Here is a 16,834-nt window from a genome sequence, read left to right on the forward strand (position 1 = left end):
ACACCAATGATGTAACCTATAGCTCGTTGCACTTTCGTGCACACGGGCTGTAGCGCAGTTTGGTAGCGCACCTCACTGGGGGTGAGGGGGTCGTCGGTTCAAATCCGGTCAGCCCGACAAAATAACCGCCGTCTTCTGGAAGATTCCGGGAGGCGGCGGTTTTTGTTTGCGGTTATTGCTTTACGGTTTCGTTTGCCGTCTAGCACACGATGCTACTAGCGAACGACAATACCGTCGGAGTCAGCGTAGAGCGTTTCGCCCGGAACGAAGTCAATGCCGCCGAAGGAGACAACGACGTCGCGCTCGCCCTCGCCAGTCTTGGTGGACTTGCGCGGGTTGGTGCCAAGCGCCTTGCAGCCGAAGTCCATCTCGCCAATCAGCTTTGAGTCGCGGATAGCGCCGTTGACGACCACACCAGCCCAGCCATTGTCCTTGCCGAGCCCCGCAATCACGTCACCGACCAGCGCCGTGTGGACCGAAGCGTCACCGTCGATGACGAGCACGCCGCCCTCAGACGGCTCGGAGAGGACCTTCTTCAGTAGCGCGTTGTCCTGGAAGCACTTGACCGTGGAGATCTTGCCGCAGAACTCCACGCGACCGCCGAGGTTGCGCATCTGGGTATCGCAGGAACGCACGTCCGGGCCGATTTCGTCAACCAGGTCAGCGGTGGGGATGAATTCGATTGTCATAGGGATTCAAGTCCTTCCAAAAATGATTCCAAGAAAATACTTGCAAGAATGTGCTCGTAACAAGTGTTAACTCCATTGTTTCAAACTCAAGATGTGACCAAAGACATATGGTGCAAATTCGCTGGCAGCGATTGACACTTCGAAGGCCGGTCCAGATTGATTACTCTGGTGAGTCAGAACGCGCCGACAACCAAACGTGCGCAGGAAAGGGTAGAAGATGGCTGGGTTTAATTGGTTTTGGAAGGCTCTTGGCGGCAAGCAAGGGCGCAACCAAAAACGCAGCGTAGGGCTGGTGGCGCGCGCCGCTGAGCTCGAGCCACAGGTACAGGCGCTTTCCGACGCCGACCTCGCCGACTTCGCCCGCCAACACGCCACCGATGCACCGGAGCTTTTAGCCGCGCTCCGCGAAGTCTCCCAACGCACCCTATCCATGCGCCCCTTCGATGTGCAGCTGCAAGGCGCGCTGGCGCTCATGGAGGGAGACGTTATCCAGATGGCCACCGGTGAGGGCAAGACTCTTTCCGGCGCCCTGGCTGCAGCCGGGTTCGCGCTGCGTGGCCACCGCGTGCATTCCGTGACTGTCAACGACTACCTCGCAGGCCGCGACGCGCAATGGATGCAACCGCTGTTCGGGTTCCTTGGGCTCTCGGTGGCGGCTATTTCGCCGCAGGATGGTCCGGGGGAGCGTCGTAAAGCATATGCGGCAGACATCGTCTACGCCGCCGTCAACGAACTCGGCTTTGACGTCCTGCGCGACCGCTGCGCGCCGACCATTGAAGACCGCGTGCAGTCGCCAGCTGCCGTCGCCATCATCGACGAGGCCGACTCAGTGTTGGTCGATGAAGCGCTAGTCCCGCTCGTGCTTGCCGGCAATGAACCGGGCACCGCACCGACCGGACAGATCACCGACGTGGTGCGCCGCCTGCAGCTCGGCGACGACTACACCGTCGACGAAGGTCGCCGCAACGTTTTCCTCACCGAAACCGGCGCCGCACGCGTCGAACGTCTGCTTGGCATCAGCTCGCTGTACGACGCCGAACACGTCGGCACCACCCTGGTTCAGGTCAACGTTGCACTGCACGCCCACGAGTTGCTGCAGCGCGATGTCGACTACATCGTGCGCGACGGCAAGGTACAGCTCATCGACGCCTCGCGTGGCCGCGTGGCGGAACTTCAGCGTTGGCCGGACGGTCTGCAAGCGGCGGTAGAGGCCAAGGAGGGCCTGCAAGTCTCTGAGGGAGGCCGCATCTTGGACTCCATGACCATCCAGCAACTCGTCGGCCGCTACGACATCACCTGCGGTATGACCGGCACCGCCACCTCCGCGGGCGACCAGTTCCGCGAGTTCTACGGACTCCACGTCTCTGTCATTGAACCCAACGTCCCATGCATCCGCGACGACGAGCCCGACCGCATCTACGCCACCACCGACGACGCGTTCGCCGCGCTTATCGACGAGGTCGTGGAACTCAATGGCACCGGTCGGCCAATCCTCGTAGGCACCCGTGACGTGGCCGAATCGGAACGACTAGCCGATGCGCTAGTCCTGCGCGGCATCGAATCCTCGGTACTGAACGCGAAGAATGACGAGCTGGAGGCCCAAGTCATCGCGGGTGCTGGCGATATTGGCCGCGTCACGGTCTCCACCCAGATGGCCGGCCGCGGTACCGACATCCGCCTCGGAGGTGCAGACGAATCCAACCGCGATGCCGTAGTCGAACGCGGTGGCCTATGCGTCATTGGTCTGGGTAAGCACCGCACTGACCGACTGGATAACCAGTTGCGTGGCCGCGCCGGGCGCCAGGGCGATCCGGGCTCGTCGGTGTTCTTTGTCTCACTGGATGACCCGGTGATTTCCGAAGGTGCTGCCGGCGAAACACTGAGCGTGCTGCCTGAAGACGACGGTCGCGTCCGCGATAAGCGGGCATACCAGTTTATCGACCGAGCACAGCGAGTGACAGAGGCGACCATGCTGTCCATTCATGCGACGACGTGGAAGTACAACAAGCTCATCGGCGACCAGCGCGAGATTCTGGATGAGCGCCGGGAGAAACTGCTGACTACGAATGCTGCCTGGGAAGAACTGTCCAAGCTGGCATCGGCGCGGGCGAAGGAAGTGGAAGCCGCAGTCGGGCGCGAAGTCGCCGAGGACGCTGCCCGGGAAATTATGCTGAGCCACCTGGATCGCGGGTGGTCGGACCACCTGGCGGATCTGGACGATCTGCGGGAGTCGATTCACCTGCGCGCGCTGGCTAAGGAAAGCCCCATTGATGAGTTCCACCGCGCCGCCATCGGTGCCTTTAAAAACCTGGTCAACAATGCCGTCACCGACTCAGTGCAGACCTTCCAGGAGGTCGAAATCGATAGCGATGGCGCGCATCTGGAGGACACGGGACTTGCCCGCCCGAGCTCGACGTGGACGTACATGGTCAACGACAACCCATTGAGCAATGGTGGTGGTTCGGTCGTCGGTTCAATTGCAGCGATGTTTAGGTAAGCCGTAACCACAGGTTTGGTAACAATTTGAAATTATTTCTCAGGTGACCGGCCTAGGTACACCCACGGAGAAAGCTCTCCGATGTCGGTATTTACGCATATCAATCATGTTGTACATAGCCTGTAGGTGAGCTGTGTCACAACATGGTTGGGATTAGATAACAACACGAAAGCGGTTGGGGCGCTATTATCTTAAAAGTAACGAGTAAATCGCCCAAGGTTATCCCGGAGGGAAAGATATGACTAGCAATAGCGGCCAGCCAGAGGCATCGGTCGAGACCACCTCGGTCTTCCGTGCAGATTTGCTGAAGGAGATGGAGTCCAGCTCTAACACGGACTCCACGGTCTCCGGTGTTGAAGGACTTCCGGCAGGCTCGGCACTCTTGGTCGTCAAGCGGGGGCCAAACGCGGGTTCGCGTTTCCTGCTCGATCAGGCAGTCACCACCGCTGGTCGTCACCCGGAAAGCGACATTTTCCTCGATGACGTGACTGTTTCCCGTCGCCACGCAGAGTTCCGCAAGAACGGTGACTCCTACGAGGTTGTCGACGTGGGATCGCTCAACGGCACCTACGTTAACCGCGAGCCGAAGAACTCCGCGGTTCTGGCTAATGGTGACGAGGTCCAGGTCGGTAAGTTCCGCCTCGTATTCCTTATCGGTAACTAATTCGACATCGGTTAGTGTCGACGTCTGTCGGCATTAACCCCCTTATTTTTGTAAAGGCTCGGAAAATACCAGTGGCAGCAGTACACAAATCAGCGGTTTCGCAGCCGGCTTCGTCAGAAAGCACTGCGAAGCAAGCACGCTCGGTGGGCAAGAAGAAGACCATCGGTGCTGTGCTGAAGGAAGTCAAGGTTGAGTTCCCTGATGTAACGCTGTCCAAAATTCGTTTTCTCGAGTCGGAAGGGCTGCTGTGCCCGTCGCGTAGTTCCTCGGGCTATCGTCGCTACAGCCAGGCGGACATTGACCGCCTGCGCTACATTCTGACCGTTCAGCGCGATAACTACTTGCCGCTGAAGGTTATTAAAGAGCAGCTCGACGAAATTGATGCGGGCAACGCTGGCGGCGACGGTCTGGCTTCGGTCACCCCGCTGGTGACGGCAGATCAGTTCCGCGAAGCTGCAGTGGTCTCACTGACCCAGGCGGAGCTGGCAGAGCGCACCGGCGCTAGCGAGAAGTTCATCACTGAGCTGGTCCGCGTCGGCCTGATTACTCCGGACACGCTGAACATGTTCGACGGCGATGACCTGCTCATCACTGAGACTGCAGTCAAGCTGGCTGAGTTCGGCCTGGATGCCCGCCACCTCAAAACTGTGCGTACCGCTGCGACTCGTGAGGCTGATTTGGTGTCGCTGGCAGCTAGTCCGCTGAGTAAGTCGCGTGCGGCTAGTGGCAAGCAGAAGGCTGTGGAAATGGGCCGTGAGATGACCGCGCTGATGGTCACGCTGCACGGCACTTTGGTCAAGCGCCAGGTCAACAAAGATCTGGGGAAGTAGTCAGTAGTCCCGCGTGAATAGCGGCCCACTACAATTATCGCTGTTATGGACGAAAAACTCGTAGAAGTCAAGTTTCTAGACTGGATGGCTCATCCTCCTGAGGACGATCCGGTGCTGCTCCTGCATGCCGAAGAGACTAACCGGATTATCCCGATTTGGATTGATTTAGCGACGGCGACGGAGTACTCCGCCCGCGAGACTGGCGCTACGCAGCGTCGCCCGGGCATGCATGACGTCTTTGTCGACACGCTGGACATGGTGGGGCAGAGCGCCCTACGCGGTCAGATTACGGGCGTGCATGAGGGCGTTTTCATCGCCAGCCTGGTGCTCGAAGGTGGCGCAGAGATTGATATGCGCCCCTCCGACCTAATCCTTATCGCGAGCGAGCTTGAGGTGCCGCTATATGTTGCGCGCGATGTGCTCGATGCCACGTCGGTGTCGGCGCGTCTTGTCGCTACCAATGGCGGTTCGCTTACCGACGACACGGAGACCGACTCTGTCGAGGCATCGGTGTCGGAGTTTGCTGAATTCCTCGACAGTATTGATGCTGACTACTTTGCCGAGCCGCATGGTGATGCGGAGGGTAGGAAGTCCGATGGTGAAGCCGACGGTGGCGCCGACTCGGCTTCCGATAGCGACCGTTAGCAGTGTGACTGGAGTGAACAGCTGACAACTTTTGATGTAGTTGTGGCGCGTATTTCCTCCGGCACGTCGCTGAATGACCCCATAAAAGGGGTAACTTTTCTTAAGTTATAGTTTCACCCCTTCCTGGGGTTTTTCTCCCGGGTTGTGCTTGAGCTGGGGAAACTGCGACTCCAAACTCTAAACCTTAACTTTAGGTTTAGAGATTCGGCGTGTCGTCCTGTGATGTATTGACAGCCGATTAACCTTGGCGAAAGATAAATAACGGCAGTGAAACTACCTCGGGAGAATTTATATGGTCGACGACAACAGCGGTTCGCTCTTTGGCGACAATGAGCTCCGTGCGTCGGACTCGCAAGAGCCACGCGCGGTCCAGGAATCCCTGTTCGACATGGGGCCGGACGAGCAAGTTGGCTACCGCGTTCCCATCGCATGTCAGGTAGCGGGCATTTCTTACCGTCAGCTGGACTACTGGGCGCGCACCAAGCTGGTGGAGCCTTCGATTCGTACCGCCAAGGGCTCGGGCACCCAGCGTCTGTACTCCTTCCGCGACATCCTCGTTTTGAAGATTGTTCGCGGTCTGCTGGACACCGGTATTTCCCTGCAGAACATCCGTCTGGCTGTCGACCGCCTGCGCGACCTCGGTGTCGATGACCTGGCTACCATCACGCTGGTTTCCGACGGTCGCACCGTCTACCAGTGTCGCTCCAATGAAGAAGTCATCGACCTGCTCAACGGTGGCCAGGGAGTGTTCGGCATTGCTGTCCCGGGCATTATGAAGGAACTGACTGGCACCATCGCCTCCTTCCCATCCGAGCGTATCGACGGTACTCAGGAGAACCCAGGTACTGGCATCGACGAGCTGGCTGAGCGCCGTCGCCGCCGCATCTCCTAACAGCCAACGATGCGGCTAGATAGCGGCGTTGCTGTTACGGCCGCCGCTCAAAGAAGCGAAACAAACTAAACGAAAACCGCCTTCCACAACTGGTTCCGTTTTCCTCTCCCGAGGTTGGACCAGATGGAGGCGGTTTTTTGCTGGTTACTCGGTACCGATTGCCGCAGCCAACTGAGAGGCCAGACCGTCGCCGTAGTCAGCCGCAATGCGCAGAGAACCAGTGGTCATATTCGCCACCTCCTGCAGTTCAGGGATGGAGCTGTCCCCGTCGGGAAGCACGATGACCTCAATCGCTACCGGGCGGTCCGGGCTAATGAGTTCCTTGATTCGCTCGACGGACTCGGCGGCATCGGCGCCCGAGGCATCGCGCCCCGAGGTGAGTACGACGAGCCGGTTCGGTTTGTCAGGGGAGTAGGTGTCGCGGGCGGCCTGGTAGGCATCGATAAGCGCTGGCCAGAACTGTGCCTCACCACCGGTCGGAAGTTCGGCTAGCGAACCCTTTACGGCATCTGCGCCATTGTTGGCCTCGTCATCGGGGGCGGGCAGTTCCGCGAGACGGTTCACCTCGGGGGCGAATGTCCACAGGCCGTAACGGCCGCCAGGTGCCGCATCGATAGCGCCGGTCAGGGCTGCAGACAGCGCCCCGACATCGACGCCCTCGGAGGTGTCAGCAAGCAGGAGTGCCGAACCCACCGCAGTTGCGGGCTGTTGCGCGTCCGGCTGCTCCAGTGCTGGCGGCAGCGCAAAAGAATCCGTCTGAATCTGCGAGAGCACCCCAAAGTTCTCCGCTACTTCAGGGCCGAAAGTGCTCTCAGCAGCTTCGCCGTCGGCGCCGTGATCTGCGGCGAAGTTCCGGAAGTCCTCAGCCGCGCGAGCCGTGTTCTCGTCGATCTTGCCGCCGGAGCCAAAGGTGACAACTGGCGCGTGCAACTGGGGTGCATCCGCAGGGGAGACCAGCTTCAGCCCCTCGCCGGCCATCTGCAGCATGGGCTGGGTTGCGGCCACACCGTCGAAGTCGGCAACATTCTGGCTGAGCATGGTCAGCAGAGTATTGGAGGTGTAGACCTCACCCAAGTCCGCGCGTTCGCGAGCGACATCCGGGCCACCGCCAAGTCGAGCACTGATCACGGAAGACAGTGCCGCATCGGAGCCACCGGGGGCGGCCACGCGCAATCCCGCAAGCTCTTCCCAGGTGGCGTTGTTCAGCTGGTCAGCACGATTGGTTGTGAAGGCCACGCCGCTGGCAATCGGCGGCAACCATGTCTTGGGGTTGTTGACTTTGACCTTGTCCGAGTTCTTCGCCTGATCCACGAAAGAGATATCGGCGGGAATCCAGACTCCCGGCGTCATAATTCCGGCACCGGCCTCGTCAGCTGCAGAATCATCCGCAGCGGGGTCCTGCGGAGCCCCCTCACCAGCTTCAGCACCGTCAGCTGCAGCCAAGGCGTTCACAACCTCCTGCGAGCCGGCCACAGTAATCTGTGGCCGCACGCAGAAGTCCCTCACCACGGGTTTTGACTCGCCATAGTCCTGTACGAGTTTCTGTGCCGAGCCCACCGCAGCAGGGTCAGCGGTCACCACCAGTGTCAGGTCACCCTTCGTACACCGTGCACGGTCAGCATCAATCGACGAATCGTTGCTCTTGCGCAGATTAACCCAGGCAAAAACCGCAGCCACCAGAACAATTACGACCAAGACGGCAATAAAAGGCCCCTTAGCCACTCGATAGTTGTTCTCACCCGAGGCGTGTCGTCCCATGTCGTTTTAGCCCTTTCTATGCTGAGTGTGCTCGGCACTGTCGACTCGCAGCAGACCTCGTCGTAAAGCACAAACGCGCACGTAACTCCTGCCAACTCTACTGCCTGGATAAGGCGACATCTACTACTTGCAGCAAACGCCCGCGCAGAACGTCGGCACGCGCGCTGAGCTCACGCTGGCGGCGGACGTACTCGGCCTTGCCCTCGGGAGTCTCGATGCGAATGGGATCAAAACCCCAATCCTGCAGATCGTAGGGAGCGGCGCGCATATCCAACTCACGGGCACTGCACGCGAGCTCGAAAGTATCCAGCCACAGGTCGCCGGGGACCGCCTCGCCGAGCTTGGTCGCCCATTTATACAAGTCCATGTTGGCGTGCAGACAGCCCATCTGTTCACAGTGCGGCTGTGTCTCGCGCGTCGGCGCAAACTCGTTGAGCGGGACGGCGTCGGGCGTGAAGAAGCGGAAGGCGTCGAAGTGCGTACACCGAACCGCGTGGGACTCGACGACCTCGTCCGTGCCTGCCTGACCAAGCCGCAGTGGCTCCGGGTGACGATGCTCGGGCTGGCGATATACCATCGCCCATTCATGCAGGCCGAAGCAGTCAAAGTGCGCTGGGTTCGCGCGCGTCGAACGCAGCAGATTGCCGATGTACGCCACTGTCTTACCGCGCTTATCGACGTACGCCGAAACATTCATGCGCGCCGTCCCCGAGGCGGTATCGGTGTCGGCCACAGCGTCCTGACCATCGAGCGTGAAGTACTTCAGATGACGGATATCAGCGGCCGTGGCACCCGGCAAATCCACACCGATGCCCGGTGACCAGCGGCGCAGCTGACCGGGCTTGACGGGGTAGTACTCGAAGATAAAGTCCCACACCGGGTGACGCTGGCCGCGACTGCGACGGTGCAAGTGGTCGCGGGTCAGCTCCTCGACACGGGCTTCATGCTGTGCCTTGGCCTCGCGCCAGTTATGAGCGATTGCCACGGCTAGCAGTCCTCGTCGTCTTGGCGGTCGTACCCTTAGCAGCCTTTGCCGCGCCTCGCTTTGCCGAAATCTCAGCTGCACTGCGCTTCGGGGAGACCTCATGAGTCCAGTCACGCACGACACCGACCTGCTCCTCGATGAGGTCCTCCAGAGCCACGATGCCGATCTGCTCCGCGCCGGAGAAACCACCGGTCTTCGGGGCGATACTTGCCGGGGTGTTTGCGCGCAGGTGCGGCTTTGGCATGCGAGCGCGTACAGCCACTGCCATGTGGGCGCTGTAGCGGCGCATGATGCGCAAGCCCTCATCCAGCGTGGCATCGATCGGAATTTCGATCATCGGGCGAATCTCGTCATCGGGGATGGCTGTCTCCGGTCCGGAGGCAGGGTCCATGACGCGGTCGAGGACATCCTTGACGTGAACATAGCCGCGGTACTCGTTGGGTTCATTGTTGGCCGCAGCGACGGGGAACCGGGAGAAGCCAGTTTCGGTGACCGCCGTCTCTAGGTCGCCCACAGTCGGTGCGGTGGGGAGGCGCCGAATCTGCTCGTGCGGAATTAGCACCTCCTCAATGGTGCGCGTGGCCGAAGCCAGCGTGCGACGAAGACGGACGTGCTCCTCGCTGTCAAGGAGCCCCTCTTGACGAGACTCCGCAATCATCGATGCCAACTCAGTGGAATCAACAGTGGTGTCAAGCTCATCGCGCTGCTCAATGCCGAACAGCCTCAGTGTATGGCGAGCCAACCAGTTAAACAGCAGCAACAGCGGTTTGGTCAGGCGGTAGAAAACCATGTGAACCGGAATAAGCAGCATGGCCACTGTCTCTGGGCCGGCTAGGGAAATGTTTTTTGGAACCATTTCGCCGAGCATGATGTGCAGCACTGACACCAGCATCAACGCGATGGCAAAGCTCAGCGGGTGTAGCAGTGATTCCGGAATACCCATGGCGTGGAAAGGAGCTTCCAGCAGATGTGCCAGCGCCGGTTCAGAGACCTTACCCAGCAGCAGCGAGGCAATGGTGATGCCCAGCTGTGCGGCGGCGAGCATCATCGACAGGTGCTCAGAAGCATTGATAACTGTGCGAGCGCGCTTCTTTCCCTGAGCCAGCAGCGCCTCCAAACGGTCACGGCGAGCAGCAATAAGCGAGAACTCCGCGCCCACGAAAAATGCGTTGACCAACAACAAGAAGAAGGTCAGGAGGATTCCAAACCAGTCACTCATAGGTTGAACATCTCCTTAGCGCGCTCGTTGGTCACAGGAATCAAAATGGCACGATCCACGCGGCGGTCATCCATCGCCAGAATGCGGGCGTACCAGCGTCCGGCGATACCCGATTCGAATTCGTCCATGAAGTCGCGTTCGGTCTCTGGCAGCAGGACGACATCACCGACCTCTGGGATGCGACCGAGCGCAAACATAATCAGGCCACCGAGGGTTTCGAAGCTGCCCTCCGGGGCGAAGTATCCGACCTTGGTCGGAAGTTCGTCGGTACGCACAAGGCCGGAGCAATTCCAGCCTTCAATTGCGCGCTTGACTTCCTGCTCGGACTCCTTGTCGTCGTACTCATCCCAGACCTCGCCGAGAATTTCCTCGACGACGTCCTCGATGGTGACAATGCCGGCGATGCCGCCGTACTCGTCCGCGACCAGCGCAATCTGCGAACCAGCCGAACGCACGGCCTCCAGTACGGCATCGCCGTCCAGCGACTGCGGCAGCGTGGGCACTGGCCGTGCAACCTCCCGCATGGTGGTAGTTGAGCGCTTCGCCGCAGGCACCGCGAATGCGTCCTTGACGTGGACAACACCGACAGTGGCATCGAGGTCCCCGTCAGTAATGGGGAAGCGGGAATGTCCCGATTCGATGGCGACAGCCAGCAGATCCAGCGCCGTGTCATCGACATCGAGAGAAGTAATCGTCGACCGCGGCGTCATCAGATCCTCCGCAGTAGTTTCGCCAAAGCGTAACGACGACTCGAGCACAGCAGCCTTCGACTCATCCAATGCACCCTGCTCCGCAGAATTGCGCACCAGTGCTTCCAGCTCCTGCGGGGAACGCGCCGAAGCCAGCTCATCCGCCGGTTCAATGCCGAGCTTGCGCACCAGCCAATTCGCCGAGGCATTCAGCGACTGAATGAAGTAGTGGAACACCCAGTTAAACGCCATCACCGGACGAGCTGTAACGCGCGCCGCCGCCAGCGGCTCTGTAATCGCGACATTCTTTGGCACTAATTCGCCGTAGACCATCGACAACATCGTGGCCACAATGAGCGCAAGAATCAGTGCGGTCGGTCCCGCTGCAGACTCGCTGAGCCCCATCCAATGCAGCATCGGCGTGAAGTACTGCGCCAGCACCGGTTCCGCGAGGAAACCAGTTGCCAGCGTCGTCAACGTAATGCCCAGCTGTGCACCGGAGAGGTGGAAGGACAGTCGATTATGCGCATTGTGAACGGCCTCAGCAGGTGCATCCGCTGAACGGGCGCGGTCGGCGTCAATCGTGGAACGCTCCAGTCCCGTCAGCGCGAATTCAAACGCCACAAAGAGGCCGGTGCCAGCGGTTAGCGCGATAAAGCCGACAACCGCGACAATATTGAGAACAATATCCACTGATTATCTCTTCTTCTTTTTCCCTCGCTTGGGGCGGTGTACGCGACCGCCAGCACGATTCTTTCCGCTTGCCGACGGGCCGCCGCGCCCGCGGTAACCGGAACCACTAGCACCGCCTGCCGATTGGCTCTGATCTTGACGAGCCCGGCGCGGACGGCGTGCGCCCAGTTCCTTGACAAATCGTGGCAGCCCCGGAGCTGCGCGCAGCTCTTCAGCTTCAACGCCGGCTCCTGCCAGCAGCTCACGGGCCTGATCGACCTGGCGGTCACGCACAATCATCGCTACCGTGCCGGAAGCACCTGCACGAGCCGTCCGACCCGAGCGGTGAATGTACGTCGCGGAATCCCTTGGCGGATCCGCGTGCACAACCAAGTCAAGAGCATCGATATCAATGCCCCGAGCGGCCACATCCGTGGTGACGAGGACATTGATTTCGCCGTCGGCAAAGGCCTTGAGGACTGCGCGACGTGTTGCCTGGCCGCGATCGCCGTGGAGGAAACCTAACTTGATGTCGTAGAACTGTAAAAACTTAGCCAGCTGCACGACACGCGCCTTAGAGTTGGCGAAGATGACGCACTGATCCTTGCGGGAGGCAATCCAGGCGACTACTTCGTCTGCCTCGGCGTTGTCCTCCACCCGAAGTAACAGATGCCGCATATTGCGCATGGTCAGCCGGGAGGCAGTGACCTTGTGTTTCGCAACTTCGGTGCTACTTGCGCGACGATCGCGGATAAACCCCGCGGCGTCGTCGTTAATCGTGGCGGAAAAGACCATGCGCTGCGCCGACTTCGGGCACGCGCGGACGAGGCCCAGAACATCGGGCAGAAAGCCCATGTCAGCGAGCATATCCGCTTCATCAACGACGACGGCAAGGACGTGCTCAAGGCTGAGTACGCCGCGGCGGCGCAAATCGTGTGCGCGACCCGGTGTGACCACAGCGATGTCGACAGGGGCAGCGAGCAGAGTCTGCTGCTTAACGACGGAGTCGCCGCCGACCAAGCTCAAGACACGCAGACCTGCAGCGGCGCCGATGTCAGCGAGGACATCAGCAATTTGATCTGCAAGTTCGCGCGTCGGCGAAATAATAAGCGCGCGCGGGTAACGGGGAAGCGCTGGAGAGGCGTCATTGAGTAACGTGACCAGCGGAATGCCGAATGCGAGCGTTTTGCCCGAGCCTGTGGGGGCCTGTGCAAGAACGTCCTTGCCAGCGAAAGCATCTGGCAAAGTCGCCACCTGCACGGCGGTGGGCGAAGTTATGTGCTGGGCACGCAGAATACTCACAATTGCTTCCGGCGTGCCCAACTGTCTGAAATCACTGGACTCAGCGGGAGGGGGCATGCTTGTTAGAATACCGCTATCCCCGGACTGCCATGCAATAGGCACGTCCGGTGAACTGGAAACTACCGTCCCATGAGATTTACCAACCGCGACCCGGTTGCGCATAGGCCTCGCGCTCAAGAACGGCGGCTCGACGGAAGATGTTGCGGATAGATTTGAGCTCCGCATCGCTGGCCGTGGACATATTCTCTTCAAGGACCTCGAGAGCCTGCCGAACGCTATCAATAAACTCGGGGTCGGAATACACCTCCACCCAGTCCGTAATCGTGGAATCCCCATCAACCAGCGATTTTCCTTGCAGAGTCAGCTCGGCTGCAATCCACATTTCGGCGACGATACTGGTCACGGCGACTCGATATGGATTGAAGGCGCTACAGGAAGAATGCACGTCCAGCAGGAGTTGCGTGATGGTTGTCGGCTCGATGTCCTCGAGCGCCGAAGAAGCCTCTTCCAGCGCGTTATTGCTCAATTCCAACGCACGCACCAGGGCTTCCTGCGCGACCGATGACCACAGAACCTGTTCCTTAGCGCAGGGTGCTTTGGTTGCCAGATGCGACAGGACTGGGAAAACTTGGTGCAAGTACCAGGCCTCTTGCGCTACGAAGAAGTTGGTTTCCTCCGAGGAGAGGTCGCCGCGGAGCATCGTGGGGACGCTGAACATTCCGCCAATCTCTGCAACGATGTCCTCGATGTCCCGCCACAGCTGGGAAGTAAAGGGGCCCGCCGGAGCAATCTGGAGTGAGTGGCCAAAGAAAGATTCCAGCTCATTCGGCGTCTGCTCAGCGTCAGTGCCTTCGATGGCCTCTGGGTAAAAACTGGAGTTCAGATGTACTGGTTGCATTCGGCGAAGCGCGACCTTTTCTAGGCGACGAGCCCTGTGGCCGTGGTCAATAGGGCCGTGCCCCTGACCGACGTTGAGGTTATCCGCGAAACGAATAGACTCGCTGAGCCAGCGCGTAGTCCAGCGCAGGGCATCATTGATCGCAGAGCCCCCACCAATCCGTGTGGCGAGAGCAGCGGACAGCGAACAACCCGTGCCATGGGTGTTCTCAGTGTGAATGCGGGGAGAAGAGCTGAAGAAAACCTGGCCATCGGGGAATGCCACGGCATTTCCGGCTTCTTCATCACTTAAGTGACCAGTTTTTGCAATCACGATGACATCGTTCTTGCTCGCGAACTCCAGCGCCTGCTCAATCAGCTCAGTGAAGTCGCTGGCCTCCGGGGCGTCGGCAAGCAACGCCAGTTCGGGAACGTTCGGCGTGATGACGGTGGCTTCCGCGACCAAGTCACGCATTGCATCCATGGCATCTTCGTCAAGCAGACGGTCGCCGGAGGTGGCGACCATAACCGGATCGAGAACAACCACGGCTGGCTTGGTCTCCCGAACCCAGTTGGTAACGGCCTGCGTGAGTTCGCGTGAACCCAACATGCCAATCTTCACCGCGTCGATGGTGACATCTTCAGTCACAGCAGCCAGCTGCTCGACGAGGAAGTCAACAGGTGGGGTGTGGACGGCACGAACGCCCACGGTGTTCTGAGATACCAAAGCGGTGACCACGCCCATGCCATAACCACCGGCGGCGGCAATTGATTTTAAATCGGCATGCAGTCCAGCCCCACCGGTTGGGTCTGTGCCGGCGATGGAAAGAACTCGTGGCACAAAATCAGGCTTTGCCTTCTTGGGAAATGGCATCTCAGGCCCCTTTTACCTTCAAGAGTGTGAAGCGATGAACTTCAACGCTATGCTTCAACCTCGGAGCGGTCGCCAGACCAGAGGGTATGGAAAGCGCCCTCGCGGTCAACGCGCCTGTAAGTGTGTGCACCGAAGTAGTCACGCTGCCCCTGAACCAGCGCTGCCGGCAGACGCTCCGCACGCAGGCCGTCGTAGTAAGCCAGCGAGGAGGAGAACACCGGAGCCGGGATACCCATCTGCGCTGCAGTGACAACAACGTCACGCCAGGCGTCGAGGCACTCGGTGACCTGGTCACGGAAGTATTCGTCGAGTACCAGCGCCGGCAGCTCCGGATCGCGGTCGTACGCTTCCTTGATGCGGTTCAGGAACTGAGCGCGAATGATGCAGCCACCACGCCAGATGGTGGCCAGCGCACCGCGGTCAATTTCCCAGCCGTACTCCTTGGCGCCAGCGTTAATCTCATCAAAGCCCTGCGAGTAGGCAATGATTTTGGAAGCGTAGAGAGCCTTACGGACGCGCTCCACGAAAGCATCACGATCCTCTGGGGCCTTAGCCAGGCTTCCCGACGGCAGGTTGCGCGCAGCCTCACGTTGAGCAAGAGAAGACGACAGGGCGCGAGCGAACACGGCCTCGCCAATACCAGTTACTGGAATGCCCAAGTCCAATGCGGCCTTGACCGTCCAACGGCCGGTGCCCTTCTGACCAGCGGCATCCACGATGACATCCACCAGCGGCTTGCCTGTCTTCTCATCGACCTGGGAGAGAACCTCAGCGGTGATCTCAACCAAGTAGGAGTCCAGGTCGCCCTTGTTCCACTCGCGGAAGATATCTGCAATCTCGGCAGGGGTGAGGCCAGCGGCCTCGCGCAGAAGGTGGTAGGCCTCGCCGATGACCTGCATATCCGCGTACTCGATGCCGTTGTGGACCATCTTCACGAAGTGGCCAGCGCCATCGGAGGAAATGTGTGTACAGCACGGAACGCCATCAACGTGAGCGGAGATGGACTCCAGCAGCGGGCCGAGGGACTCGTAGGACTCCTTCGTGCCACCCGGCATAATGGATGGGCCGGTCAGAGCACCTTCCTCACCACCGGAAATGCCAGTGCCGACGTAGTGCAGGCCACGGGCGCGAATAGCCTTCTCACGACGGATGGTGTCCGTGTAAAGAGAGTTACCGCCATCAATGATGATGTCGCCGGGCTCCATCACGTCGGCAAGCTGATCGATGACCGCATCAGTAGCGGCACCTGCCTGAACCATAATCAGAGCGCGACGCGGGCGCTCCAGTGAAGCGACGAACTCTTCGATGGTCTCGGACGGGATGAATGAGCCTTCATCACCGTGTTCAGCGATGAGGGTGCGAGTTTTCTCCGGACTGCGGTTGTACACGGCAACTGTGTGTCCCTTGTGGGCGAAGTTGCGTGCGATATTCGAGCCCATGACGGCGAGTCCGACGACACCAATTTGTGCGAGTTCATTGTTATCGGTCATGCCCACCATCTTAAAGCCTGGCCAGGGTTCGTTGTATCTGGGACTCAGAAATTGTTACTGATTTTAACGCTAAAACTGCCACAAGTGATGGCGTGCGCTGGCACAATGTTTGGCATGGCTGACGAGACTATTGCGAATAATGGCAGTTCACAGGACTCTAACTCTGCAGCTTCCGCCGCCGAGCAGGCGAAGAGGAAGGGGCTGCGCAAGTATATGACACTGGTGACGAAGGCTAGCCAAGAAGCCTTGAGCGATGAGGAACTGGCTGTTTTTAACAGCACCTTGGGCGATAACGGAATCGGTGGTCTAGATACCTTGCTGGGCACGAAGTTTGTCCATGTCGGGCCGGAGCGAATTCAGATGGAGCTCGAGGTCGGGCCCGACCACCTGCAACCGTGGGGCCTAGCCAATGGCGGTGTTTACTGCTCGCTAGGTGAAACTGCTGGCTCTATTGCTGGTTTCGTTGCCTGCGGTGCGAAGAAGCCGGTCGTCGGTGTGAACAACAACACCGATTTTTACCGCTCCGCCCGGGCTGGCGAGGTAATCGTTACCACTGCGGAGCCGGAGTACCTGGGGCGCACCATGCAACTGTGGCGTATTGAGCACACCCGCAAGGCAGATGAAAAACTGCTGGCCCGCACCAACCTACGAATTGCGGTACTCGACAAGCCGCTGTAGCAAATCGTCATAGGTGGTAACGGGCCTGGTAGTGAGCTCGCAGGTGGATAGCCTGGATTAGCTGTTTTCTAATC

14 protein-coding genes and 1 tRNA gene are annotated in these 16,834 nt (G+C 59.6%); 7 read left to right on the forward strand and 8 right to left on the reverse strand.

The features are described 5' to 3' along the window. Window positions 1-43 precede the first annotated feature (43 nt). A tRNA-Pro gene (locus HMPREF2708_RS02345) sits at window positions 44-117 on the forward strand. Between the two features lie 98 nt (window positions 118-215). Here the strand turns inward: HMPREF2708_RS02345 and rraA are convergent. Beyond that, the gene (gene rraA / locus HMPREF2708_RS02350; protein ID WP_070831839.1) at window positions 216-689 is read right to left on the reverse strand and encodes a ribonuclease E activity regulator RraA; all 474 of its coding nucleotides are present in this window, start codon (window positions 687-689) and stop codon (window positions 216-218) included. Window positions 690-906: 217 nt separating this feature from the next. Here rraA and secA2 point away from each other — a divergent pair, with 217 nt between their 5' ends. The 5 genes from secA2 to HMPREF2708_RS02375 all read left to right on the forward strand — a co-directional run bounded on the left by secA2 (window position 907) and on the right by HMPREF2708_RS02375 (window position 6,217). Continuing rightward, on the forward strand, window positions 907-3,186 hold the full coding sequence (gene secA2 / locus HMPREF2708_RS02355) for an accessory Sec system translocase SecA2 (protein ID WP_070831842.1): 2,280 nt from the start codon (window positions 907-909) through the stop codon (window positions 3,184-3,186). 238 nt (window positions 3,187-3,424) lie between these two features. After that, window positions 3,425-3,850: an oxoglutarate dehydrogenase inhibitor Odhl gene (gene odhI, locus HMPREF2708_RS02360; protein ID WP_038625554.1), complete on the forward strand. Its 426-nt coding sequence runs from the start codon at window positions 3,425-3,427 to the stop codon at window positions 3,848-3,850. Window positions 3,851-3,921: 71 nt separating this feature from the next. Continuing rightward, window positions 3,922-4,680 carry a transcriptional regulator FtsR gene (locus HMPREF2708_RS02365; RefSeq protein WP_038625552.1) on the forward strand — a complete coding sequence of 253 codons (759 nt, stop codon included), beginning with the start codon at window positions 3,922-3,924 and terminating at the stop codon, window positions 4,678-4,680. Window positions 4,681-4,725: 45 nt separating this feature from the next. Then, window positions 4,726-5,325: a bifunctional nuclease family protein gene (locus HMPREF2708_RS02370; RefSeq protein ID WP_070831845.1), complete on the forward strand. Its 600-nt coding sequence runs from the start codon at window positions 4,726-4,728 to the stop codon at window positions 5,323-5,325. Between the two features lie 388 nt (window positions 5,326-5,713). Then, window positions 5,714-6,217: a MerR family transcriptional regulator gene (locus tag HMPREF2708_RS02375; RefSeq protein WP_172620271.1), complete on the forward strand. Its 504-nt coding sequence runs from the start codon at window positions 5,714-5,716 to the stop codon at window positions 6,215-6,217. Window positions 6,218-6,361: 144 nt separating this feature from the next. On the opposite strand, the gene HMPREF2708_RS02380 is transcribed toward HMPREF2708_RS02375, so the two are convergent. The 7 genes from HMPREF2708_RS02380 to gndA form a co-directional block, all read right to left on the reverse strand. After that, window positions 6,362-7,975: a vWA domain-containing protein gene (locus HMPREF2708_RS02380; protein ID WP_070831848.1), complete on the reverse strand. Its 1,614-nt coding sequence runs from the start codon at window positions 7,973-7,975 to the stop codon at window positions 6,362-6,364. Between the two features lie 97 nt (window positions 7,976-8,072). Beyond that, window positions 8,073-8,969 (reverse strand): 3-methyladenine DNA glycosylase, encoded by an 897-nt coding sequence (locus HMPREF2708_RS02385; protein ID WP_070832482.1) that lies wholly within the window; start codon window positions 8,967-8,969, stop codon window positions 8,073-8,075. After that, window positions 8,944-10,179, reverse strand: a complete 1,236-nt coding sequence (locus HMPREF2708_RS02390; protein ID WP_246840305.1) for a hemolysin family protein — start codon at window positions 10,177-10,179, stop codon at window positions 8,944-8,946. The genes HMPREF2708_RS02385 and HMPREF2708_RS02390 overlap by 26 nt, the downstream gene beginning before the upstream one ends. Then, on the reverse strand, window positions 10,176-11,561 hold the full coding sequence (locus tag HMPREF2708_RS02395; RefSeq protein WP_070831851.1) for a hemolysin family protein: 1,386 nt from the start codon (window positions 11,559-11,561) through the stop codon (window positions 10,176-10,178). The genes HMPREF2708_RS02390 and HMPREF2708_RS02395 overlap by 4 nt, the downstream gene beginning before the upstream one ends. Window positions 11,562-11,564: 3 nt before the next feature. Then, a complete protein-coding gene (locus HMPREF2708_RS02400) occupies window positions 11,565-12,899 on the reverse strand; it encodes a DEAD/DEAH box helicase (protein ID WP_246840306.1) in 1,335 nt (444 codons plus the stop codon). A 79-nt stretch (window positions 12,900-12,978) separates the two neighbouring features. Continuing rightward, on the reverse strand, window positions 12,979-14,592 hold the full coding sequence (locus tag HMPREF2708_RS02405) for a bifunctional hydroxymethylpyrimidine kinase/phosphomethylpyrimidine kinase (protein WP_070831854.1): 1,614 nt from the start codon (window positions 14,590-14,592) through the stop codon (window positions 12,979-12,981). Window positions 14,593-14,639: 47 nt separating this feature from the next. Further along, the gene (gndA, locus tag HMPREF2708_RS02410; protein WP_210400307.1) at window positions 14,640-16,082 is read right to left on the reverse strand and encodes an NADP-dependent phosphogluconate dehydrogenase; all 1,443 of its coding nucleotides are present in this window, start codon (window positions 16,080-16,082) and stop codon (window positions 14,640-14,642) included. Window positions 16,083-16,196: 114 nt separating this feature from the next. On the opposite strand from gndA, the gene HMPREF2708_RS02415 reads away from it, so the two are divergent. Further along, window positions 16,197-16,760 carry a PaaI family thioesterase gene (locus tag HMPREF2708_RS02415; RefSeq protein ID WP_246840307.1) on the forward strand — a complete coding sequence of 188 codons (564 nt, stop codon included), beginning with the start codon at window positions 16,197-16,199 and terminating at the stop codon, window positions 16,758-16,760. The last annotated feature ends 74 nt before the right edge of the window (window positions 16,761-16,834 follow it).

This window comes from Corynebacterium sp. HMSC073H12 (assembly GCF_001837775.1).
Lineage (GTDB): Bacteria > Actinomycetota > Actinomycetes > Mycobacteriales > Mycobacteriaceae > Corynebacterium > Corynebacterium amycolatum.